Below are 22,748 nucleotides of genomic sequence, written 5' to 3' on the forward strand. Positions count from 1 at the left end.
ACGTGCTGCCAGAACACTCGCTGAACCTCAACGCGCACCGGAGGACGGCCCACGTCAATCACCTCGATCAGATCAAGGTGTTGCGTTCACCGCCTGAACCCGCCCAGGGCCTGAGCCTCGAAACCTGGTGAGCGACCTCGGGGAGGTTCGCGTGGGTGGTTCCTTGGTTTCGAGGCTCGTCGCTGGCGCTCCTCGCACCTCAACCAGCGGAGTGGACCTCAGACGGCCTTGACCTTCGGGGGCAGAATCTTCTTCGAGCCCATGGCGACGAGGTCCTGGTAGCGCGACCCGGTCAGCTTGGCGATCGTGTGCAGGGCGTGGGCGTCGAGTCCGACCAGGACCCGCGCCTTGTTGCCGAGGATGCCCTTGACGATGATCTCGGCGGCCCGGTCGGGGGTCATCTTCGCGAGCTTCTCGTCGAAGAGTTTCGCGGTGGCGTCCTTGTCCTCGCCGTCGGAGACGCGAGCATTGCGGGCGATGGCGGTCTTGATGCCACCGGGGTGGACGCAGGTGACACCGACCGGGTGCCGTGCGATGAGCATCTCCTCGCGCAGCGCCTCGGTCATCCCGCGCACGGCGTACTTCGCGGCGTTGTACATCGACTGGCCCGGCATCGAGATCAGGCCGAACAGCGAGGACAGGTTGACCACGTGGCCGTCGCCGGAGGCGATCAGGTGCGGCAGGAACTCCTTGGTGCCGTGCACGACACCCCAGAAGTTGATGCCGGTGATCCAGTCCATGTCGGCGTAGTCGAGGTCGGTGAGGTCCCCGGACAGGGCGACGCCGGCGTTGTTGATGATCACGTTGACGCGACCGAAGTGCTCGGCCACCGCGGCGGCGTACGACGTGAACGCGGCGCGGTCGGCCACGTCCAGGTGAGCGGTGTGGATCTCGCGCCCCGGGGAGGCGGCTTCGACGAGCTTCACGGTGTCAGCCAGGCCGGCGTCGTCGACGTCGGAGAGGGCCAGCAACGAGCCGCGCTTGGCGCAGTTGAGGGCGAGGGCGCGACCGATGCCGGAACCGGCGCCGGTGATCACGACGACCTTGTTGTCGAGGGTCTTCATGCGAGGGTCTCCTGGGGGGTCTGGGCGGAATCGGACGTGGTGCTGCTGGTTGTGTGGGCAGCGCTGGCCGTGCGGGCCTGCACGGTGTACGCCGCGACATCGAAGTCGGCGGTCTCGCCGCGGAAGGCGAAGGTGGTGCGCGGCCAGAGGGTGGTGTTGTTGCCGTGGGCGTCGAGGTACCACGACGCACATCCACCGGTGCTCCACACCGTGCGCTTCATCCGTCGCTGGATCTCGCTGCTCCACTGCTTCTCCGCGGACTCGTCGACCTCGACGGTGCCGTAGCCGTGGGTGCGCATCGCCCTGATCGCCTTGCGGATGTAGGTCACCTGCGACTCGATCATGAACACCATGCTCGAGTGGCCCAGGCCGGTGTTGGGGCCGACGATGAAGAACAGGTTCGGGAAGTCCGAGACCGCGGTGCCCTTGTAGGCCGACATCCCGGTGCGGGACCAGCGGGCGGCCAGGGTCTGTCCGCTGCGGCCGGTGATGGCCTCGGTGATCGGCAGTTCGGTGGTGAAGAACCCGGTGGCCACGATGAGCACGTCGATCTCGCGCACGGTGCCGTCTGCGGTGACGATCCCGGTCGGGGTGACCTTCGCGATCGGGTCGGTCACGACGTCGACGTGGTCCTGGGCCAGGGTGGGGTAGTAGGTGTTGGAGATCAGGATCCGCTTGCAGCCGATCTGGTAGGTCGGGGTGACCTTCTTGCGCAGGACGGGGTCCGAGATGCCCTTCCTGATGTTGGCCAGCCCCATCTTCTGGGCCGGCATCGCGAGCTTCGGGGCCAGGGTGAAGCCCGGGACGTAGCCCTCTCGGGCCCAGTAGATGCCGGTGCGGTACGCCGACTGCAGGCCGGGCACGTGGCGCAGCGCGGCCTTCTCGACCTTCGAGTAGGTGCGGTCGTTACGGGGGATGACGTACGGCGCGGTGCGCTGGTAGACGTCGAGGTGCGCGACGGTCTTCGCGATGACGGGCACGATCTGGATCGACGAGGCACCGGTGCCGATGACGGCGACCCGCTTGCCCGCCAGATCGGCGTCGTGGTCCCACTCGGCGGAGTGGAAGATCTCGCCGGCGAAGTCGTCGATGCCGTCGATCTCGGGCATCTTCGGGGCCGAGAGGCCACCGGCGGCGCTGATCACGGTGCGGGCGGCGTACTCGCCGGGTCCGTCGGGTCCCGTGGTGCTGACCAACCAGTGCTGGGCCCGCTCATCCCACCGCATGGCGTCGACCGAGGTGTTGAAGACGAACCGGTCCAGGGTCCCGGAGCCTTCGGCCGTCTTGCGGATATAGGCCTGGATCTCCGGCTGGGGGGAGAAGGACATCGACCAGTCGGGGTTCGGGGCGAAGGAGTAGGAGTAGAGCTGGCTGGGGACGTCGCACGCGGCACCGGGGTAGGTGTTGTCGCGCCAGGTGCCGCCGACGTCGGAGCCCTTCTCGACCACGACGAAGTCGCGCTCGCCGTCCTCGTCGAGCTTGATGGCGGCGCACAGGCCGGCGAAGCCTGCGCCGACGATGAGGGTGTCGACCTGGTGAAGATTCATGGCCGCAGGCTATTGGCGTTATTGAATGTATGTCAATAGAATGACCGGTGTGACGACCGCCGCACGACTCCGCCTGTCCCCCGACGAACGCCGCTCCCAGTTGCTGGATCTGGGGGTGCGCCTGCTCGCCGACCGCTCCCTCGACGAGCTCTCGATCGACGTGCTGGCCCAGGAGGCCGGCATCTCCCGGGGCCTGCTCTACCACTACTTCGGCAACAAGCACGCCTTCCACGAGGCCGTCGTACGCCGCGCGGTCGACGACCTCGTCGCCCAGACCGCCCCGCCGGTCGAGGGGTCGCCGGCCGAGCGGCTGCTCGCCTCGATGAGCGCTTACGCCGACTACGTGATCACCAACTACCGCGGCTACATCTCCCTGGTGCGCGGGGCTGCTGGCGGCAACGAGACCCTGCGTGAGATCTACGACGAGGCGCGGTCGGTGCTGACCGACCGGATCTTCCTCGAGGACGCCGTCGGTGGCAGCCACGATTTCCCCGACACCCCGATGGTGCGACTTGTCGTCCGGGGTTGGGCAGCCATGGTGGAGGAGACGGTGCTGTCCTGGGCGGCCGACCCGACCGGGGTCTCCCGTACGGACTTGGACATCATGCTGGCGGTCTCGCTGCCGGCATTGGTGGAGGCCGTCGTGCCCAAGTAGTGCCCGGGTGACCCGTCGGTGTGTGGCTATGTGTCATGGCGACAAGTAATGTGGCGGCGGTGACGTACCGCAGCGACTACCCGGTCTTCTATGTCGCCGTCGACGTTGCTGCCTTCACCCTGATCGACTCTGTGCTCCAGGTCCTGGTGGTCGAACGCGGGCCCGCTCCTGACGGCAGCGAGGGGACCGAGACGGGGCGGGTGGCTCTCCCGGGCGGCTTCGTCGGGCCCGAGGAGGACCTGACCACCGCCGCTCTGCGCGAATTGGCCGAGGAGACCGGGGTCGAGGACGTCACGCTGGAGCAGTTGGCGTCGTACGGCGCTCCGGGACGCGACCCCCGGGGACGGGTGGTCAGCGTGGCGCACCTCGCCGTGCTCGCCCATCCGGCCACGCCCCACGCCGGTAGCGACGCCGCCACCGCGTCGTGGCGGGCGGTGGCGGAGGTCGGGTCGATGGCCTTCGACCACCGGCGGATCCTCGACGACGCCGTGGCCAGGCTGCGGTCGAAGCTGGAGTACACCGCGATCGCCGCGGCCTTCCTCCCGGAGCGATTCACGCTGGCCGAACTGCGCGCGGTCTACGAGTCGGTGTGGGGCGTCGCCCTGGACCCGGGCAACTTCCAGCGCAAGCTCCGCAGCAACGGCGGTGACTTCGTCGCTCCCGTCGAGGGTGCTCTGCGCGGCCACGGACGCGGCCGTCCCGCGCAGTTGTTCCGAGCGTTGAAGTCAGGCACCGCTGCCTTGGACAACCCGATCGTGCGCGCCGCACTGTCCTCCGAGAGCCCGTCCTCCGAGAGCCCGTCCTCGCAGGGCGTGTCCTCGCAGGGCGTGTCCCCGGAGGGTGGCCTCAGCTGAAGTCGTAGACCGTGACCCCGTCGACGGTGGTCGAGGCGAAGGTCTCGGCGACCCAAGTCGAGATCTCGGTCGAACTGCCTGATGTGTCGCCCTGTCCACCTCCTTGACCGCCACCTCCTTGACCGCCACCTCCTTGACCGCCGCCACGACCGCCGCCCTGGCCACCGCCGCCAGCGATGAAGAAGTGGATCTCGCCGTCGGCGACCAACTGCTGGAACTCGGACAGCGTGGGGCTCGGGTCGCTGCCGTTGAATCCACCGATCGGCATAACCGATCGTTCGGTCGCCAACTGATAGCCCGAGGCCGACTGGGAGCCCACGGCGGCCGCGACCCAGGTGTAGTCGTCGGCGTCGGTCAGTAAGAGGGCGGTCATCTCGGCGCTGGACGTGCTGCCGTTGATCAGGCCACCGGCCGACCCGGCGGCGGTGCCACCGGGGCGTCCCCCGTCCGTGGGTGCTCCGTCCGTGGTGCCCTGACCGGTGGTGCCCGCGCCGGGCCCGCCTGCTCCACCGGGCCCGGGACCTGCGCCGGGACCGGCGCCGCCTCCGCGAAGTCCGGCACCGGGACCGCCCACTCCTCCGGCGAGTTCCGGACCGGAGGTGGGGATCGACCCGGTGTGCGGCGTCGCCGCCGTCTGGAGGGAGTACGCCGCCGGCGCGCTCAGTGCGGTGACCACCGCCACTGCCGCCACGACCGTGGCTGCCCGGGCCGGAAGGCGTGAGACTCCCGCGAGCAGTACCGCGGCGAGGAGGCCGACGACCAGCACGGCGTACCGCAGCCAGGGGAGCCAGCCCTCGGTCCGGGACAGGAGCACGAACGCCGTCACGCTGGTGGCGGCCATCGCGAGGGCGAGGGTGCCCGAGGCGACCAGTGAGGTACGCCGGACCCACAGGGTGTGCCCGCCGATGCCGACCAGCGCGGCGATGGCCGGGGCTAGGGCGACGGTGTAGTAGGCGTGGTAGATCCCGCTCATGAAACTGAACACCAGGGTGGTGGTGATCAACCAGGTCGACCAGAGCGTCAGGGCTGCGGGGACCGAGCGATCGCGTCTGGTCAGGGCCAGGGCGACGCCGCCGAGGACGAGAGCCGCGGGGATGAGCCAAGCGATGTTGCCGGCGTTGTCGGTGCCGAAGAGCCGCAGGATGCCGGTCTCTCCCCAGCCGTTGCCGCCACCGACCGAGCCGACCTCGTCGCCGGTGAGTCGCCCCAGCCCGTTGTAGCCGAGGGTCAGTTCGAGGATCGAGTCGTTCTGCGAGCCGCCGATGTAGGGACGGTCACCGGGCCAGAGCTCGACGATCGCGACGTACCAACCACCGGCCACGATCATGGAGCCGAAGGCGACGAGCAGGTGCCCCAGGCGTCGACCAACCGGGACGGCGGCGAAGATCAAGTAGGGCAGGGCCAGCGCAGGCAGCACCAGGAACGCCTGCAACATCTTGGCCAGGAAGGCCAGACCCACCAGCGCCCCACCCAGAGCCAGCCACCGAGCGGGTCGGCCAGCCCATCGTGTGTTGGTTTCGGTCGTCGCCTCGAGCGCTCGCAGGGTCGCCGCGGCAGCACCGATCAGGAACAGGGTCAGCATCGCGTCGGGATTGTTGAAACGGAACATCAGCACCGCCACGGGGGTCAGCGCCAGGGTCGCGCCGGCGATGAGTCCAGCGACGTGGGAGCCGGTGGAGCGTCGTACCGTCGCGTGCAGCAGGGCGACCGAGGCGACGCCCATCAGGGCCTGCGGGACCAGGATCGCCCAGGAGGAGAGCCCGAAGACCTGGATGGCCAGGGCCGCCGGCCACAGCGACAACGGCGTCTTGTCGACGGTGATCGAGCCGGCGGCGTCCGAGGCGCCGAAGAAGAACGCCGACCACGACTCGCTGCCCGCCTGCGCGGCGGCGGCGTAGAAGGAGTTGGCGTAGCCGGACTCGGAGAGCCCGACGAGGTAGAGCAGGGCCGTGGCGAACAGCAGCCCGGCGTACGCCTGTTGCTCCCAGGTGGTGCTGAGGGCCAACGACCGGGCGCGGGCGAGCAGGCCGGTGATGCTGCGGGAGCGGCCGAGAGCCGGTGTCGTGGTGGTCATGCCATCACGATCACCGGCTCAACTGGGCCGGAGCCCTGGTGGTGCTGTGGTCCTTCTGTGAGTACTGACCAGGGTGCGGATCACTCGCCGGCGACGACGGCGGCGAGCTGGTCCAGACCCCAGATCAGGTCCTCCTCGGAGATCACGATCGGCGGGGCGAGCCGGATGGTCGAGCCGTGGGTGTCCTTGGCCAGGACGCCGCGCGCCATCAACTTCTCGCAGACCTCGCGGCCGGTGCCGATCAGCGGGTCGATGTCGACGCCTGCCCACAGGCCGCGCACCCGGACCCCGACGACGCCGTGGCCGATCATCGCTTCGAGGCGGTCCTGGAGGAGCTGGGACATGTCGGCGGCGCGTCGCTGGAAGTCGCCGGTGGCCAACATGTCCACGACAGCCGACCCGACCGCACAGGCCAGCGGGTTGCCGCCGAAGGTCGAACCGTGCTGGCCGGGCTTGAGGACGCCGAGGACGTCGCGGTTCGCGGCGATCGCGGACACGGGGACGATGCCGCCGCCGAGGGCCTTGCCGAGGATGTAGATGTCGGGGACGACGTCCTCGTGGTCGCAGGCGAAGGTGCGTCCGGTGCGCCCGAGGCCGGCCTGGATCTCGTCGGCGGCGAAGAGCACGTTGTGCTTGGTGCAGAGGTCGCGTACCCCCTGGAGGTAGCCCGCGGGAGGGATCACGACGCCGCTCTCACCCTGGATCGGCTCGATCAGCACCGCCACGGTGTTCTCGTCGATGGCTGCTTCGAGCGAGTCGAGGTTGCCGTAGGAGACGGTGGTGAAGCCCGGGGCGAAGGGGCCGAAGTTGTTGCGTGCGTCGGGGTCGTCGGAGAAGCCGACGATGGTGGTGGTGCGGCCGTGGAAGTTGCCGGCGGCGACGATGATCTTGGCCCGGTCGGGGGCGACGCCCTTGACCTCGTAGCCCCACTTGCGGGCGACCTTGATCGCGGTCTCGACGGCCTCGGCGCCGGTGTTCATCGGCAGCACGAGCTCCTTGCCGCACAGGTCGCCGAGCTTGGTGCAGAAGTCGGCGAACTGGTCGTGGACGAACGCGCGGCTGGTCAGGGTGACCTTGTCGAGTTGTTCGTGGGCGGTGGCGACCAGGGTCGGGTGGGAGTGCCCGAAGTTCAGCGCGGAGTAGCCGGCCAGCAGGTCGAGGTAGCGGCTGCCGTCGACGTTGGTCATCCACGCACCCTCGGCGTGGGCGACCACCACGGGCAACGGGTGGTAGTTGTGCGCCGTACGTTCCTCGGCCCTGCGGAACTCGGCCGCGTTGCCCGCGGACTGGCCCGCGCCAGACCGGTTGCTGGTGGGGTCGGTGGTCAGCGTCATGGCGTCGTCTCTTCCTAGCATGGGGTCACTGTACGAACCCTCCCCACGTTGTCAGACAATCAGCGCTCCGCCAACTCACCACGAAGTTCGCCAAATGGCCCCGCGAGATCGGTGCTGCGGTGCTCGCAGGGCCATTCGACGTACTTCGGAGGGCCATTCGACGAACTTCGTGTCCCCATCAGGCGAACTTCGTGGGGAGGGTGACGGAGATGGTGGTGTCACCGGGGCGGCTGGTGAGGGTGACCGTGCCGCGGTGGGCGGACACGATCGCCTGGACCAGCGAGAGGCCCAGGCCCACGCCGCCTGCCCGGTTGCGCGAGAAGTCGCCGCGGGCGAAGCGCTCGAACGCTGGGGGCGAGCCTCCCTCGCCGTCGAGCAACTCGGCCGGGAACCCGGGGCCGTTGTCGTGGACCGAGAAACCATCGGGGCGTACGCCGACCCGGATCTGGGTGCCGGGAGGGGTGTACTTCCGGGCGTTGGTCAGCAGATTGGTCACCACCTGGTGCAGGCGTTGCTCGTCGCCGGTCACCTCGACCGGTTCCTCGCCCAACTCCAGGGCCCATCGGTGCTCGGGGGCGACCACGCGCGCGTCCTCGACGGCCTCCAGCAACAAGCGGGTCAGATCCACCGGCGCCGATGCGAGCGGCCGTCCCGCGTCGAGGCGGGCCAGCAGCAACAGGTCCTCGACCAGGGCCGTCATCCGACCGGACTCCTCCTCGACCTTGGCCAACGCGGTCCGGGCGGTCTCGGTGTCGTCGGGTCGTCGTCGCGCCAACTCGGTGTACCCGGCGATGGTGGTCAGCGGCGTGCGCAGTTCGTGGGAGGCGTCGGCCACGAACTGGCGGACCTGCTGTTCGCTGCGATGCCGGGCGGACAAGGAGGTCTCCACGTGCGCCAACAGGTTGTTGAGGGCCGACCCGACCTGGCCGACCTCGGTGCGCTCGTCGGTGAGGTGTCCGGGGACCCGCTCGCTGAGGGCCACCTCGCCCGAGGCCAGCGGCATCGATGCGACGTTGTGGGCGGTCCGGGCGACCTCGCGCAGCGGCCGGAGTTGGCGGCGTACGACGACCGACCCGATGCCGCCTGCGAGCAGCACGCCGAACGCGCCCAGCAGGACCTCGACCACGATCAGCGAATCAACTGCGTCGTCCACGCCGCCCACGGGGAGACCGGTGACGACCTTCTCGGTGGCCCCGTCCTTGCTCGCGGCGACCCGGTAGGCCCCCGCCCCCGGGATGCTCACCGCGCGCACCTCCCCATCGGTCGGAAGTTCGTCCAGGACCGCCAACGCCTCGGCGTCCAGGACACGTCGGTCGGTCCGGCCGTTCTCACCGTCGACGATGATGTCGCCGAACCCGGCCTGATCCTCAGCGAGGAAGAAGGCGGTCAGCGTCCCGACGCCCTGACCGCGGACGTCCGGCGGGGCACCGTCTCGTCCGGGACGATCTCCGAGGAGGCCGTTGGCCTGCGCCGTGGGGCGCAGCGACGGCGCCAGCTCGGCCCGCTCCAAGGACTTGCTGACCTCGGTGTCCAGCTGGGTGGTCAGGTAGGACTGCATGGCGAGGGCGGTGACCGTGCCGAGCAGGATCGAGACCAGAGCGACCAGCGCGACCGCGGTGATCACGAGACGGGAGGTGAGCGAGGCGAACCTCGATCGCAGCGCCCGCAGCGGGCGCATCAGGGGGCGCCCATCAGGGGGCCGGTTTCAAGACGTAGCCCGCTCCTCGCATGGTGTGGATCATCGGCTCACGGCCGGCGTCCACCTTCTTGCGCAGGTAGGAGATGTAGAGCTCCACGACGTTGGCCTGCCCGCCGAAGTCGTAGTCCCAGACCCGGTCGAGGATCTGGGCCTTGCTCAGCACCCGCTTGGGGTTGCGCATCAGGTACCGCATCAGCTCGAACTCGGTGGCCGTCAGCTTGATCTCGTCGCCGGCCCGCATCACCTCGTGGCTGTCCTCGTCCAGGCTGAGGTCGCCGACGGTCAACACCGACGACGCCACCGCGGACTGAGCGCCCGAACGCCGCATCAGGGCGCGCAGACGGGCCACGACCTCCTCCAACGAGAAGGGCTTGGTCACGTAGTCGTCGCCACCGGCGGTCAGCCCGGCCACCCGGTCCTCGACAGAGTCCTTGGCGGTCAGGAAGAGAACGGGTACGTCGGGGTCCGTCGTCCGCATCCGACGCAGGACCTCCAGGCCGTTGAAGTCCGGCAGCATCATGTCGAGCACGACCGCGTCGGGGCGTACGTCGAGGGCCGCGGCGACGGCCGCGGTGCCGGTGTGGGCGGCTTTGACGTCCCACCCCTCGTAGCGCAGCGCCATGGAGATGAGTTCGGCGATGTTCACTTCGTCGTCGACGACGAGCACACGGAGAGGGGTGCCGTCGATCCTGGTCAGTTCACTGGTGGTCACAAGGACCATGGTGACCGATGACGCTGTGGGTTTGCTGTGAGTGTGCGGCGTCGTCGGTCAACCAGCCAGGATGTCCCGTACCGCCAGCGACCCGAAGACCATTGCAGAACCCAGCGGTGCCCCCGGGCCGGGGTAGACCTGGCCGAAGAGTGAGGCGGTGGAGTTGCTGGTCGCGTAGAGCCGCGGGATCGGCGTACCCGCCTGGGCCAGAACGCGCCCGGCCGCGTCGGTGACCAGGCCGCCCTTGCTGCCGAGATCGGACAGCACGAACCGAGCGGCGTAGAACGGACCCTGGGTGACCCCCGTGAGTGCGCGGTTCGGGCCGGCGCCGCCGGTGAAGAAGGTGTCGTACTCGTCGGCGCCGCGGCCGAAGTCCTCGTCGACCCCGGACTCGCAAAACCCGTTGAACCGAGCCACGCTGGACCCCAACGCCTCGGGCGGTACGCCGATCGCCCCGGCCAGATCGGCGATCGAGTCCGCCTGCACCCAGGTCCCGGCAGCCAGGTGCTCGGCCGGGTCACCTTCGGGGATGGCGATCGCAGGGAGCCGTCCGCCCTCGGCGGAGTCGAAGACGAACCACGACGGGATCCGGTTCTCGGCCTTCGCCATCTCCCGGCCGAACCGGTCATAGGGCAGCGACTCGTTGGCGTAGCGGTGGCCCGAGGAGTCCACGATCAGGCCGCTGCGGAAGCCGAGCGTGAACGAACCGGCGCCGTCGGGCTGTTCCAGGCCCGGGCAGAACCAACCACCGGCGGAGAAGTCGGCTGCCGCACCGATGTCGATCGCGGCCTGCATGGGCTCACCGGCATTCGTCCCGCGGGGGGCCATCGACCAGGCCACGTCCCCGGCCATGCCGTGAGCGGTGCGCAGAGTCGCGTCGCCCTCGTAGCCGCCGGCCGCGATGATCACGCCGCGGGTCGCCCGCAGTTCGAAGCCGCTGTCGCCGCTGTCGCCGCTGATTCCGACGACGGCGTCGCCCTCGATGGCGAGCCCGGTCATCCGGGTGCCGGTGCGGATCTCGCCGCCCTCACGCACGAACACCGCCGCCAGGCGGGCGATCAGGGCCTGCCCCCCGGTGAGGGTCGACCGTCCCGGGCCGCCGACCCGGTCGCGTTCGACGGGCGGGCGCACCAGGACCGCGACCTCCTCGGGCAGTTCGGCCCGTTTGATCGACACCGGCTGGATCGACCGGCCCGAGGCGACCCGTCCTGGGGCGTCGTAGTACTCCGGGAACGGCAACCACTCGAACTCCAGGTCCGGGTCGGTCTCGAGTTCGGCGACCAGTTCGGGGGCGTGGGTCAGGAACGCCTCGACCTTGGCGGCGTGCTCGGGGCCGGACGACTCAAGGATCGCGCCCAGGTAGGTCCGCGCCGACTGCGTGGAGTCGCCGATGCCCGCCCGTTCCTGGACCGCCGAGCCGGGAAGCCAGCACGCACCGCCGGAGTACGCCGAGGTTCCGCCCAGGAAGCCGGTCCGCTCGACCACGACCGTGCGCAGTCCCGCCTTGACGGCCAGCACCGCGGCGGTCAGGGCGCCGCCGCCCGACCCGACCACGATCACGTCGTACTCACCGGTGGTTGTTGCCTTGGGGGACATGCGGGCCTCTCGACGGTTCGGGCAAGGATGCGGTTCGGTGGGAGTGACCCCCGACGGGCACAATGAGCGCATCATGTCGGGTCCACCACCTGCCGCGCTCCCGATGGGTGAGATCACCTATCCCGCCGAGCTGCCGGTCAGCCAACGTCGCGAGGACATCGCGGAGGCGATCCGCGACCACCAGGTCGTGATCGTGGCCGGTGAGACCGGGTCGGGGAAGACCACCCAGCTGCCCAAGATCTGCCTCGAGCTGGGGCGCGGGCAGAAGGGTCTGATCGGGCACACCCAACCCCGTCGGATCGCGGCCCGATCGGTCGCCGAGCGGATCGCCTCCGAACTCGGCACCGAGCTCGGGGACCTGGTCGGCTACCAGGTCCGTTTCACCGACCGGACCTCGAAGGCCAGCCGAGTCAAGCTGATGACTGACGGCATCCTGCTCGCGGAGTTGCAACGCGACCGGGAGCTGAAGAAGTACGACACGATCATCATCGACGAGGCCCACGAACGCAGCCTCAACATCGACTTCCTGCTCGGCTACCTGCGGCGCCTGCTCCCGAGGCGACCCGACCTGAAGCTGATCATCACCTCCGCCACCATCGACCCCGAACGGTTCGCAGCCCACTTCAGCGAGCCCGACGGCACCCCTGCGCCGATCATCGAGGTGTCCGGGCGGACCTATCCCGTCGAGGTCCGTTACCGCCCCCTCATGCAGTTGTCCGAGGCGGACGAGGAGGGCGAGCCGATCGTCCGCGACCAGACCGAGGCGATCGCCGAGGCGGTCAGAGAACTCTCCCGCGAGGGGCCCGGCGACATCCTGGTCTTCCTGCCCGGCGAGCGGGAGATCCGCGACACCGCCGACGAGTTGGACAAGGGGGACGGCCGCGGTCGGCTCGAGGTCGTGCCCCTCTACTCACGGCTCTCCGCCGCCGAACAGCACCGCGTCTTCTCACCCCCGAACGGGTCGATGACCCGCCGGGTCGTGCTCGCCACCAACGTCGCGGAGACCTCACTGACCGTGCCGGGTATCCGGTACGTCGTGGACACCGGTGTCGCTCGGATCTCGCGCTACTCGGTGCGGACCAAGGTGCAACGCCTGCCGATCGAGGCGATCAGCCAGGCCTCGGCCAACCAGCGGTCGGGCCGGTGCGGGCGCGTCCAGGCCGGCATCGCGATCCGGCTCTACTCCGAGGAGGACTTCGAGGGGCGACCGGAGTTCACCGACCCCGAGATCATCCGCACCAACCTGGCCTCGGTGATCCTGCAGATGACCTCGCTGGGGCTGGGTGAGGTCGGCCGGTTCCCGTTCGTGGAACCCCCGGACAAGCGCAACGTCACCGCCGGGGTGCAACTGCTGGAGGAGCTCGGTGCGCTGCGGGTCGGTGAGGAGGCGGCCGCCTCCAACCGGAAGCGCCGCGGTCGCGGACGTGGGGGAGACGGTCCCCGGCTCACCGAGATCGGTCGCCGCCTGGCTCGACTGCCGATCGACCCCCGCCTGGGTCGGATGATCCTGGAGGCCGAACGCCTCGGTTGCCTGCGCGACGTACTGGTCATCGTGGCGGCGCTGTCGCTGCAGGACCCCCGGGAGCGGCCCGCCGAGCAGCGCACCCAGGCCGACCAGCAGCACGCCCGGTTCACCGCCGAGGGGTCGGACTTCCTGACCTGGTTGAACCTGTGGCGCTACGTCAAGGAACAGCAGAAGGAACTGTCCAGCAGCGCGTTCCGGCGGATGTGCAAGAGGGAGTACCTCAACTACCTGCGCGTGCGGGAGTGGCAGGACTTCGAGTCCCAGCTGCGGCAGGTGTGCAAGGAGATCGGGTTCGACACCCGCGTGAGTCCGGTGGTGGCCACCGGATCGACCAGCAGCGCGTCGCGCGGCCCGGGTGGAAAGAGTGGCCAGGGTGGAAAGAGTGGCCAGGGTGGAAAGAGTGGCCAGGGTGCCAAGGGTGCCAGGCAGGGACGCCAGCGTGGGGGTCGCGCGACCCAGGCCGGCGACGCGGCCGCGGCTGCCGCGCAGGCCGAAGAACAGAGCGTGGCCTACGACGCCGACGGCATCCACCAGGCGTTGCTGTCGGGGTTGCTCTCCCACATCGGGCTCCTGCAGGAGCGCCCGGACGCGGCCCCGGGCGCGGCGAAGAAGGACCGCCCCCGCGGCCCGCGCGAGTACCTCGGCGCCCGCGGCACCCGCTTCGCGATCTTCCCCGGATCGGGGTTGGCGCGGAAGAACCCGCAGCTGTTGATGGCCGGTGAGCTCGTGGAGACCTCCCGGTTGTGGGCCCGGCAGAATGCCGCGATCCAACCCGAGTGGGCCGAGCGACTGGCCGGCGATCTGGCCAAACGGAGCTACTCCGAACCGCACTGGTCCAAGAAGCGGGCGGCGGTCCTGGCCCACGAGAAGGTGACGCTGTACGGCGTACCACTGGTGGCCGACCGTCAGGTCACCTACGGCAAGGTCGACCGGGAGTTGAGTCGCGAGCTGTTCATCCGGCACGCGCTGATCTACGGCGAATGGCACAGCCGCCACGCCTTCCTGGCCACCAACCGGGAGCTGCTCGAGGAGGTGACCGAGCTAGAGCACCGCGCCCGGCGCCGCGACATCGTGGTGGACGAACACACACTCTTCGAGTTCTACGACGCCCGGGTCGGCGCGGAGGTGGTCAGCGGGGCGCATTTCGATCAGTGGTGGAAGGCGCAGCGGCGTACCGACCCCGACTTCTTGACCTTCGACCCCGCGATGCTCACCAACGACACCGTCGGGGAGGTCGCGGCCGATGACTACCCGCAGACCTGGAATCAGGGTGGGAGCGTGGGCGGCAGCGTCGGGGAGGCGCTGGCCTTCGCGATCAGCTACCACTTCGAGCCGGGCGCGGAGGACGACGGCCTCACCATCGACGTGCCGGTGGCGACCCTGAACCGGGTCGCGGCCGATGACTTCTCGTGGAACGTGCCGGGGCTTCGCGAGGAGTTGGTGACCTCGCTGATCCGGAGCCTGCCGAAGAACCTGCGGGTGAACTTCGTGCCGGCTCCGAACCGGGCGCGGGAGTTCCTCGCCGCCGTGCCGCCGGGGGAGGAGCCGCTGCTCGACGCCCTCGAACGGCATCTGCGGGCGACGACCGGGGTCGTGGTGCCCCGTGAGGCGTGGGACTGGAGCCGGATCGAGGCGCACCTGCGGCCGACGTACCGGGTGGTCGACGGGGACGGGGTCGAGCAGGCGCGCGGCAAGGATCTCGAGGCGCTCAAGGCGCCGCTGCGGCCGCAGTTCACCCAAGCGATCGAGGCGGTGGCGGCGGACAGCGGACTGACCCGCACCGGCGAGACGACATGGGTCTTCGGCACGGTCGAGGAGTCGTTCCGGGAGGTGCGTGCCGGTCACGACGTGCAGGGGCACCCCGGGCTGGTCGACGAGGGATCCAGCGTCGGGCTGCGCGTTTTCGGTTCCGCCGATGAACGGGACGCGAGGCACCGGCTCGGCGTACGCCGCCTGCTTGTGCTGGGTCTGCGCTCACCGATCGCGGGGGTCCTCGAGGGGTTGAACAACCGGGACAAGCTGGGGCTCGCGGGGTCGCCCTACCCCTCGGTCGATGCGTTGATCCGCGACGCCTGGTTGGCGGTGCTGGGTGAGGCGGTGGACGCCGCGCCAGCGGTCCGGGACGAAAGGGCCTTCGCTGCGCTGAAGACCGCTGCCGACCAGCCGACGGCGCTCGTTGCCTTGGTGGGGGAGCTCGCCCGGGTGCTCGATGCGTGGCGCGAGGCCGACCGGGAGCTCAGCGGTCGAGCCGACATGGCCATGCTGCCGGCCCTGACGGATCTGAAGAACCAGCTCGGCCGCCTGGCCGCGCCGGGGTTCGTCGCCGACGCCGGGGCGGCCCGCCTGCGCCGCTACCCGACGTACCTCGCCGCCCTGAGCCAGCGTCGCCGCAACCTCAGCGAACCCGGAGGGGTCGTGAAAGACCGGCAACTGATGGAACGCATCACCGAGCTCCAGGAGTCCTATCTGCATCACCTCGACGCCCTGCCGGAAGGTCGGCCCGCGGGCGCGGCCCTGCGGGAGGTCGGCTGGATGCTCGAGGAGTACCGCATCTCCCTGTGGGCCCAACACCTCGGCACCGCCGGCACGGTCAGTGACCAGCGCATCCGCAAGGCCCTGGCTCGCCTCACCTGACTCACGAAGTTCGCCAAATGGGGACGCGAGGTTCGCGAGATGGGGACGAGAACCCCATCTCGCGAACTTCGTGTCCCCAACTGACGAACTTCGTGTCCCCATCTCGCGAACTTCGTGGGGGAGGGGGACGTAGGGTCGAGGGCATGTCTCAAGCGGTGTCGGGTGAGGGTGAAGGGAGCGGCAAGGCGCGGGCCCACCATCGGCCTCAGCCCCGAGTGGGATCCTTCTTCGACGAGTACGTCGGAGGCGAGGACCCCGCCCTGGTGACCGAGGCTGCGGAGCGCGCTGCCGTCCTGTTGATCCGTGGTGCCAAGGGCAGCGACGACCAGGACGTGGCGGGTCGGCTCCTGCACCTGGCCGAGACCGAGGGAATCGAGACGATCGCCGAGGTCTGGTCGGGGTCGCCGGCCGATTCGCTCGCCGGCTGCCTGTGGCGGCTCTATCTGCTGCGCTCCTGGGTGTACGCCGAACCGGTGGCCGCGGCCGCGCAGTTCGAGGCCGGACTGGGTCGGGCCCCGGTCGCCCGAGTGGTGGCCGGGGTGGCCGAGCCACCAGGACCCGAGACGCTCAAGCTCATGGTGGATGAGGTGTTGCGCGGCATCGCGGTCGGTGACTTCGCCGATGTCCTGTTCCGGGCCGCCGCGTTCGCACGGGTCGTGGCCACCGGGCGGGCGGCCCTGCCCGCCCAGTCCGATGAACGGGTCTCCCGGATGTTGGTCATGGCCGAGCAGCTGGAGGCGGCCGGACACCGCGAACTGGCTGACCGACTGGGGTGAATCACCCGCGGTCGAGGATCGACCGCGTCGGTCGCTGGGGTGCTCACCGCACATCCCTTACAGTGGAGAACGGTGCGCCGGACCGCGGCAGCCCCGGGTCCCACATATAGCCGCTACGAGCGGCCACGCGCCGTGAGGCGCTCCCGGTTCGGCGCACCACCACCGCCCTTTGGGCCAAGAGATTCCATTCCGTGACCTGTGCGCACGGCTTCGGACGGGAAGCGGCCGGTACGATGACCCGTTCCGACCCGTGCCCACCCCGATCCGCGCGGGAACTCGCTCTGGGAGACGCATGTTGAGTCGCCGACCGGCCGTGGTGCTCTGTGCGTTGTTCACCTCTCTGGCTCTGACCGCAGGGTCCTGTGAGGACCCCACCGACGGACTGGTCCCCACCCCTCCGGCGGAGCTCACCGAGCTGACCTTCGGGGTCTACGGTCCCCCCGAGGAGATCGCGGCCTACGAGGCGCTGGTGCAGACCTACAACAACGATTCCCAGGGGACCGAGGTGACGGTCGAGTCCTGGCCCACCCGGCAGGCCATGCAGTCGGCTTTGGCCGCTGGCGAACGGCGTCCCGATGTCTTCCAGCTCTCCCGCAAGGACCTGCTCGCGGCGACCCTCGGCAAGGTCAACCGACCCGTCCTGGAACTCCTCGACGAGCGGGGAGTCGACTTCGGTGACGGGTACTCCCGCGACGCCCTCATGGCGTTCTCCGAGAACGGCGAGCTGCAGTGCATGCCCTACGGCATCTCACCCGAGGTCATCTACTACAACACCGACCTCATCGACTTCGGCAAGATGACGACCCTGGGGCTGGACGCGCCGACCCCCGACGAGCCGGTCGAGATCGGGCCCGACGTCGACGAGTTGGCCACCGAGGAGGCCCAGGGGACGGCGGACGGCGAGCCCACCGATGGGGCCAGCTCCACCGCCAGCCCTGGTCCCACCACCGACCCCTCAGCCGACCCCTCAGCCGACCCCTCAGAGATCCCCAGCGGCACCCCCACCGACGGGGAGAGCACCGATCCCCTCGAGGGGCCGGTAGGTCCCTCGACGTACCGTCGCTGGACCTTTGAGCAGTTCGTGGCCGCTGCCGAGTTCGCCAGCCGACCCCGCCGCGGCTCGAAGGGCGTATACGTCGAGCCCACGCTCGCAGGCCTGACCCCCTTCATCTACGCGGCAGGGGGCGATGTCTACAACGACGAGGAACCCACCTCGCTTTCCTTCTCCGAGGACAGCACCCGTGAGGCCCTGCGCACGCTCCTGCCGGTGCTGCGCGACCCCGGGCTGACCCCCACCGAGGAGGACCTCCAGGGGACCACGCCGCTGGAGCTGTTCCAGAACGGCGAACTCGGGATGTTGCCCGGGTTCCGCTCCCTGACCCCGGAACTGCGCGGCGCCGAGGACCTGAACTTCGACGTGATGCCCATCCCGACCATCGAGGGCAGCGCCACGGTCGGCGACGTCACGGCCATGTGTATCTCGGAGAAGGCGCCCAACATCGCCCAGGCAGCGGACTTCCTGGTGTACGTCGTCTCGGATGAGGCGGTCGCCCGGGTCACCACGTCGGGCTATCTCGTCCCGGCCAACCTGAAGGTGCTGCAGTCCGAGGACTTCCTGGACTCCACCCGGATGCCGACCAACAGCCAGATCTTCACCTCCACGCTGCGCGATGTTCGCCCCGGCCCGCTGATGGATCAGGAGAACGCCCTCGCTGCGGCGGTCGACCCGACCATCGAGCTGCTGATGACCACGCCGGTGCTCAGCGATCTGGATCCACTGACGGTGCAGATCGATGAGGAATCACGCACCGTGCTGAATCCCGACGAGCCGTCGGAGCCCACCGACCAGGGCACCGACCCCAGCGGAGACGAAAACGACGGCTAGGACGCAGGGCCCGCGGATTCGTCCGCGACTGCTGCCTCCACCGGCTCATCGCCCGGCTCATCGGCGGGCTCTTCGGCCGATTGTTCAGCGTGCTTCGACGCGGCGGCAGCATCGGCCTCCACGATCGCAGCGATCAGGACCGGCGCGACCAGAGCGATCTGCCACCCGCGGGCACCCAGCCCGTGCAACATCACCACGACCTCGTCGAGCAGGTCTCCCGGCTCCCGGGTCTCGGGGGGTGTCCACATGACTCGTCGGAGGTAGTCGGGAGTGAGCAGGTTCTCCACCGGCATCTGGTGGGTCTCGGACAGGTCTGCGACCGACTCCCGGGCTCGAGTGAGACGGTCGGCGGCGACGGGGTTCTTGTCGGCCCAGGCGCGCGGCGGGGGCGGTCCATCGCCGCGGGGGGCGCGGTCGGGCAACTCGTCCTCCTCCGCATCGTGGACCGCGATCAGGGTGTTGACCCAGGTGTTCGCGTAGCGCGAGGAGCCGCGACCGTGGAACCCCTTGGTCGCGACCAGATCGGCCTTGGTCAGGGGATGGGCCAGCGCCGCCGCGACGATGGCCGAGTCCGGGATGATCTTCCCCGGGGTCACGTCTCGTTCGATGGCAATCTCGTTGCGCGCCTCCCACAACGCCCGGACAGCGCCGAGCCCTCGGCGGCCACGGACCTTGTGCATCCCGGAGGTACGCCGCCACGCATCGACGCGGACCGCGGGGGTGAAGCCACGCAACGCATCGAACTCCTGGAGCGCCCAGTCGAGCTTGCCGGACTCGGCCAGCTGCGCCTCCAACCGGTCACGGAGCTCCACGAGCACCTCGACGTCGAGGGCGGCGTACTCCAGCCACGGTTCGGGCAGGGGTCGGGTCGACCAGTCGACGGCGGAGTGTTCCTTCTTCATCCGCCAGCCCAGGATCTCCTCGACCAGGGTGGCCAGACCGACTCGGGGGTAGCCGAGCAGGCGACCGGCCAGCTCGGTGTCGAACAAGGCGCTCGGGATCAGGCCCACCTCGGTCAGGCACGGCAGGTCCTGCGTGGCCGCGTGCAGGATCCATTCCTCGCCCTCGAGCACGGCCTGCAGCGGAGCCAGGGAGTCGAAGGCGATGGGATCGATCAGCCAAGTGGTGCTTCCGGCCCGACGCAGTTGGATGAGGTAGGCGCGTCCGGAGTACCGGTAACCCGAGGCCCGCTCCGCGTCGATGGCGATCGGACCGGTCCCCGCGGCGAGATCGGCGCATGCCTGCGCCAGGGAGTCTTCGGTGTCGGTGATCGTGGGTAGCCCATCAGCCAGCCGGAGCAGTTCTGCGGGCTCGGGTGCCTCTTCTTCGACCCCGGTGTCGGGGTCGACAGCCTCAGCGGCCTCAGCGGGCTCAGTGGGCTCGGCGGGGGTAGCGGTTGGGTCAGCGCTCATCAGGAGGGCACACCGCTTCGCTGTCCTCGACGGGCGGCGATGATGGCCACCCCTTCGGGGACGGGAGGCAGCCCCGCGGCGGTGCACAGCACCTCACCCCAGGCCTCCACGTGCGGCGCGAGGTCCAAGGCCTGGCCCTCGGCGGCCACGGGGGTCCACGAGGCGCGGATCTCGATCTGGGCGCTCCCGGCCTCGTCGGACATGCCGCCGAAACTGTCGGTCGCCACCCGGGTCACGGTGCCAGAGATGGCGACGTGCGCGGCGCTGTGGGCGTTGAGGGCCTCGGTGAGCCAGGACCAACCGACCTCGGCGAGGAGCGGGTCGGTGATCAGGTCGAGGTCGAGGTCGGCGCGGGCGTAGGCGACGCACCGGAAGGTGCCGTCCCAGGCGTCGTTCCCCGAGGGGTCGTGGAGCAGGATTATCCGTCCGGTGCCTACCTCGGAGTCGTCGACGGTGACGTCGGCGCTCAGCGCGGTGGCGTAGGGGGCGATCCGCTGAGGCGCCGGCATCTCCTCGCAAAAGATTTCCGGACGGAGCCGGGCTGCGTGCATGGTCGCCACGGCCTCGATGAACTCAGGCGGATTGGCTGCGGCAGCGGTGCCCGCGCGCGACTCATGACGGACAACCATGGGGCCCAGACTAGGTTGATCCGGCGCCAACCGATCCCGGAACACGCCGGAACCGGCCCGCTGACTGCCCCCCGCCCGCCGCCGGAGCGACTTGGATCGCCTGAGAGAGTTGCGCAGTGAGCACTCAGACCAGCGGTTCGACCCCCAGCACCTTCCTCGCCGCGGCCCGGGGCGAGGCCGTGGACCACACCCCTGTGTGGTTCATGCGCCAGGCGGGCCGGTCGTTGCCGGAGTACCTCGCCGTCCGCGAGGGCGTCGGGATGCTCGAATCGTGCATGAACCCCGACCTGGTCACCGAGATCACCCTGCAGCCCGTACGCCGCTACGGCGTCGATGCAGCCATCTTCTTCTCCGACATCGTGCTGCCGCTCAAAGCCGTGGGCGTCGACCTGGACATCAAGCCGGGGATCGGACCGGTGGTGGCCAAGCCGGTCGAGACGTTGGCCGACGTGGCCGCGATTCCGGATCTGACCCCCGATCACGTCGACTTCGTGACCACCGCGGTCGGCAACCTGGTCGCCGAGCTCGGCACGACCCCGCTCATCGGCTTCGCCGGCGCTCCGTTCACCGTCGCGTCGTACCTCGTCGAGGGCGGCCCCTCCAAGGAGCACGCCAAGACCAAGGCCATGATGTTCGGCGCCCCAGACATCTGGGACGCGTTGATGCGCAAGATCGGGGGCATCGCCGCGGCGTACCTCGAGGTCCAGGTCGCCGCCGGCGCCTCGGCGGTGCAGCTCTTCGACTCCTGGGCCGGAGCCCTGACTCCCGCCGACTACGAGACCCACGTGATGCCTCATTCCGCCCGGGTGCTGGAGCGGGCCGGCGCGCTGGGGGTGCCCCGCATCCACTTCGGGGTCGGCACCTCCAACCTGCTCACGCTGATGGGTGAGGCCGGGGCCGACGTGGTCGGCGTCGACTGGCGTACGCCGCTCGCCGACGCGATCCCGCGGGTCGGTGACCGGGTGGTCCAGGGAAACCTCGACCCGACGCTCGTCTTCGCCCCACCGGAGGTGATGACCTCCCGCGCCGCCGAGATCATCGAGGCCGGCCGCGCGGCCAAGGGCCACATCTTCAACCTGGGCCATGGGGTCATCCCCTCCACCGACCCCGACCAGCTCAAGCGGCTCACCGAGTTCGTCCAGTCCTACCCGCTGGACTGATCGCCGCGCTGGTTGAGGTGTGAAGGCCGCTAGGCCTGAGCCTCGAAACCGAGCACCCTTACGCCCAAGGGTCGCGTTGACGGAGCCGGGTTTCGAGGCTCGTCGCCCGGGGGCTCCTCGCACCTCAACCAGCGGCAGGCCGCGCTGATGGAGCCGGGTTTCGAGGGTCCTCGCTGCGCTCGTCGTACCTCAACCGGCGTGGGGCACGGCCCGGCGCCTACGGCGTAGAACGGTCCAGATCGGGAAGCCGATCACTCCCGCGACCAGGGCGAAGGGCAGAACCGCACCGACGGCGGTCGAGGCATCGGTGGCCAGGCCCTTCAGGGCATCCCAGCCGTCTGCGAGGCCGACGAAGAAACCGGCGGTGTCGCGATCCTCCTTGGGCCCCTTCTTCGCGTCCGGGGTCTGCTGGATCGAGACCGTCACCGTCGACATGGCGGTCTGATCGGCGAGGTAGCGCTGCTTCTGCTCCAACGTGGCGAGATCGGCCTGACGGCGCGACAGCTGCGCCTCGATGCTGACGATGTCGCGGATGTTCTGCGCCCGATCGAGTAGCAACGCGATCCGGTCGATGCTGTCGCGCTGGATCTTGATCCGGATGTCCTTGTCGAGGACCTCGGTGGTGACGTCGGCGGTCGAGGAGTTGTTGTTCAACAGTTGCGCGGTGGTCGACAGGTCATCCATGGCGGCGATGAACTGGGCGGTGGGGATCCGCAGCACCAGCCGGGAACGGATCACCTCGCCCTGCTTGTCGGTCTGGCTCTCCTTGGACTCGACCTCGCCGGCGTACTTGTCCGAGACGCCGACCACGTCGAACTGGGTCTGAGCGACGTCGTCGGACTGGAGGGCGACGTTGCCGTTGGAGATCAGCTTGCGCTCAGCGTTGTCGTTCTCGACCGACTCTCGGGCGACGGAGGTGTCGAGGTCGGCTGCGTCGGCGGCGTACGCCAGGGATCCGCCGGCCTTCGGTGCGTCGGAAGATGCTTGAGGACGCTCGCTGGTGGGCTGTGGGACCTCGGCGCCGCTGGCTCCGGCGTCGGTGGAGCTCTGATCGGCGGAGCTGGCGGTCAACGGGGTGTCCCCGCCGGTGGCGAAGCCGACCGCCCCGACGGTGAGCAGGGCGAGCGCGGCGGCCGCGACGAGTCGGCGACCTCGGGTGTGCAGGAGGCTGGGCAGCGTGGTCATGCTGGTA

16 protein-coding genes are annotated in these 22,748 nt (G+C 69.6%); 6 read left to right on the forward strand and 10 right to left on the reverse strand.

The annotated features are described in order from the left end of the window. Nucleotides 1–218: 218 nt before the first annotated feature. On the reverse strand, nt 219–1,064 hold the full coding sequence (locus ACYVLV_RS02415) for an SDR family NAD(P)-dependent oxidoreductase (protein WP_460807414.1): 846 nt from the start codon (nt 1,062–1,064) through the stop codon (nt 219–221). Further along, nucleotides 1,061–2,611, reverse strand: a complete 1,551-nt coding sequence (locus ACYVLV_RS02420; protein WP_460807416.1) for a flavin-containing monooxygenase — start codon at nt 2,609–2,611, stop codon at nt 1,061–1,063. The genes ACYVLV_RS02415 and ACYVLV_RS02420 overlap by 4 nt, the downstream gene beginning before the upstream one ends. 49 nt (nt 2,612–2,660) lie before the next feature. Here ACYVLV_RS02420 and ACYVLV_RS02425 point away from each other — a divergent pair, with 49 nt between their 5' ends. Both ACYVLV_RS02425 and ACYVLV_RS02430 read left to right on the forward strand, forming a co-directional pair. Beyond that, on the forward strand, nt 2,661–3,266 hold the full coding sequence (locus tag ACYVLV_RS02425; protein WP_460807417.1) for a TetR/AcrR family transcriptional regulator: 606 nt from the start codon (nt 2,661–2,663) through the stop codon (nt 3,264–3,266). A gap of 59 nt (nt 3,267–3,325) precedes the next feature. After that, nucleotides 3,326–4,120, forward strand: coding sequence for an NUDIX hydrolase (locus ACYVLV_RS02430; RefSeq protein ID WP_460807418.1), 795 nt, complete (start codon nt 3,326–3,328; stop codon nt 4,118–4,120). Here the strand turns inward: ACYVLV_RS02430 and ACYVLV_RS02435 are convergent. The 5 genes from ACYVLV_RS02435 to ACYVLV_RS02455 all read right to left on the reverse strand — a co-directional run bounded on the left by ACYVLV_RS02435 (nt 4,113) and on the right by ACYVLV_RS02455 (nt 11,535). Next, entirely contained in the window at nt 4,113–6,194 is a 2,082-nt protein-coding gene (locus ACYVLV_RS02435) for an ArnT family glycosyltransferase (protein WP_460807420.1), read from the reverse strand. The genes ACYVLV_RS02430 and ACYVLV_RS02435 overlap by 8 nt on opposite strands. An 80-nt stretch (nt 6,195–6,274) precedes the next feature. Further along, on the reverse strand, nt 6,275–7,549 hold the full coding sequence (gene rocD / locus ACYVLV_RS02440) for an ornithine--oxo-acid transaminase (RefSeq protein WP_460807422.1): 1,275 nt from the start codon (nt 7,547–7,549) through the stop codon (nt 6,275–6,277). 157 nt (nt 7,550–7,706) lie between these two features. After that, entirely contained in the window at nt 7,707–9,206 is a 1,500-nt protein-coding gene (locus tag ACYVLV_RS02445; protein WP_460807424.1) for a sensor histidine kinase, read from the reverse strand. A gap of 13 nt (nt 9,207–9,219) precedes the next feature. Further along, nucleotides 9,220–9,939 carry a response regulator transcription factor gene (locus tag ACYVLV_RS02450; RefSeq protein ID WP_460807425.1) on the reverse strand — a complete coding sequence of 240 codons (720 nt, stop codon included), beginning with the start codon at nt 9,937–9,939 and terminating at the stop codon, nt 9,220–9,222. Between the two features lie 57 nt (nt 9,940–9,996). Further along, nucleotides 9,997–11,535, reverse strand: a complete 1,539-nt coding sequence (locus tag ACYVLV_RS02455; RefSeq protein WP_460807427.1) for an FAD-dependent oxidoreductase — start codon at nt 11,533–11,535, stop codon at nt 9,997–9,999. Nucleotides 11,536–11,608: 73 nt separating this feature from the next. Between ACYVLV_RS02455 and hrpA the strand changes: the two genes are divergently transcribed. The 3 genes from hrpA (at nt 11,609) to ACYVLV_RS02470 (ending at nt 18,355) form a co-directional block, all read left to right on the forward strand. Beyond that, a complete protein-coding gene (gene hrpA / locus ACYVLV_RS02460) occupies nt 11,609–15,694 on the forward strand; it encodes an ATP-dependent RNA helicase HrpA (protein WP_460807429.1) in 4,086 nt (1,361 codons plus the stop codon). A gap of 143 nt (nt 15,695–15,837) precedes the next feature. Next, complete coding sequence (locus ACYVLV_RS02465; protein WP_460807431.1) at nt 15,838–16,470, forward strand: hypothetical protein; 633 nt, start codon at nt 15,838–15,840, stop codon at nt 16,468–16,470. A 292-nt stretch (nt 16,471–16,762) separates the two neighbouring features. Then, nucleotides 16,763–18,355 (forward strand): ABC transporter substrate-binding protein, encoded by a 1,593-nt coding sequence (locus ACYVLV_RS02470; RefSeq protein WP_460807433.1) that lies wholly within the window; start codon nt 16,763–16,765, stop codon nt 18,353–18,355. Here ACYVLV_RS02470 and ACYVLV_RS02475 read toward each other — a convergent pair. After that, complete coding sequence (locus tag ACYVLV_RS02475; RefSeq protein WP_460807434.1) at nt 18,352–19,767, reverse strand: HRDC domain-containing protein; 1,416 nt, start codon at nt 19,765–19,767, stop codon at nt 18,352–18,354. The genes ACYVLV_RS02470 and ACYVLV_RS02475 overlap by 4 nt on opposite strands. Next, nucleotides 19,767–20,396, reverse strand: coding sequence for a DUF3000 domain-containing protein (locus ACYVLV_RS02480; protein WP_460807435.1), 630 nt, complete (start codon nt 20,394–20,396; stop codon nt 19,767–19,769). The genes ACYVLV_RS02475 and ACYVLV_RS02480 overlap by 1 nt, the downstream gene beginning before the upstream one ends. Nucleotides 20,397–20,512: 116 nt before the next feature. Between ACYVLV_RS02480 and hemE the strand changes: the two genes are divergently transcribed. After that, on the forward strand, nt 20,513–21,556 hold the full coding sequence (gene hemE, locus ACYVLV_RS02485) for a uroporphyrinogen decarboxylase (RefSeq protein WP_460807437.1): 1,044 nt from the start codon (nt 20,513–20,515) through the stop codon (nt 21,554–21,556). Nucleotides 21,557–21,745: 189 nt separating this feature from the next. On the opposite strand, the gene ACYVLV_RS02490 is transcribed toward hemE, so the two are convergent. After that, the gene (locus tag ACYVLV_RS02490) at nt 21,746–22,741 is read right to left on the reverse strand and encodes a DUF4349 domain-containing protein (protein ID WP_460807439.1); all 996 of its coding nucleotides are present in this window, start codon (nt 22,739–22,741) and stop codon (nt 21,746–21,748) included. Between the last annotated feature and the right edge of the window lie 7 nt (nt 22,742–22,748).

The organism is Nocardioides salsibiostraticola (genome assembly GCF_054783655.1).

What these genes read in the sequence shown, in the direction of transcription:
- ACYVLV_RS02420 (WP_460807416.1), bottom strand. Translation starts at nt 2,611, where the DNA reads ATGAATCTTCACCAGGTCGACACCCTCATCGTCGGCGCAGGCTTCGCC.
- hrpA (WP_460807429.1), top strand. Translation starts at nt 11,609, where the DNA reads ATGTCGGGTCCACCACCTGCCGCGCTCCCGATGGGTGAGATCACCTAT.
- ACYVLV_RS02480 (WP_460807435.1), bottom strand. Translation starts at nt 20,396, where the DNA reads ATGGTTGTCCGTCATGAGTCGCGCGCGGGCACCGCTGCCGCAGCCAAT.
- ACYVLV_RS02455 (WP_460807427.1), bottom strand. Translation starts at nt 11,535, where the DNA reads ATGTCCCCCAAGGCAACAACCACCGGTGAGTACGACGTGATCGTGGTC.
- ACYVLV_RS02490 (WP_460807439.1), bottom strand. Translation starts at nt 22,741, where the DNA reads ATGACCACGCTGCCCAGCCTCCTGCACACCCGAGGTCGCCGACTCGTC.
- rocD (WP_460807422.1), bottom strand. Translation starts at nt 7,549, where the DNA reads ATGCTAGGAAGAGACGACGCCATGACGCTGACCACCGACCCCACCAGC.
- ACYVLV_RS02435 (WP_460807420.1), bottom strand. Translation starts at nt 6,194, where the DNA reads ATGACCACCACGACACCGGCTCTCGGCCGCTCCCGCAGCATCACCGGC.
- ACYVLV_RS02445 (WP_460807424.1), bottom strand. Translation starts at nt 9,206, where the DNA reads ATGCGCCCGCTGCGGGCGCTGCGATCGAGGTTCGCCTCGCTCACCTCC.
- ACYVLV_RS02465 (WP_460807431.1), top strand. Translation starts at nt 15,838, where the DNA reads ATGTCTCAAGCGGTGTCGGGTGAGGGTGAAGGGAGCGGCAAGGCGCGG.
- ACYVLV_RS02475 (WP_460807434.1), bottom strand. Translation starts at nt 19,767, where the DNA reads ATGAGCGCTGACCCAACCGCTACCCCCGCCGAGCCCACTGAGCCCGCT.
- ACYVLV_RS02470 (WP_460807433.1), top strand. Translation starts at nt 16,763, where the DNA reads ATGTTGAGTCGCCGACCGGCCGTGGTGCTCTGTGCGTTGTTCACCTCT.
- ACYVLV_RS02415 (WP_460807414.1), bottom strand. Translation starts at nt 1,064, where the DNA reads ATGAAGACCCTCGACAACAAGGTCGTCGTGATCACCGGCGCCGGTTCC.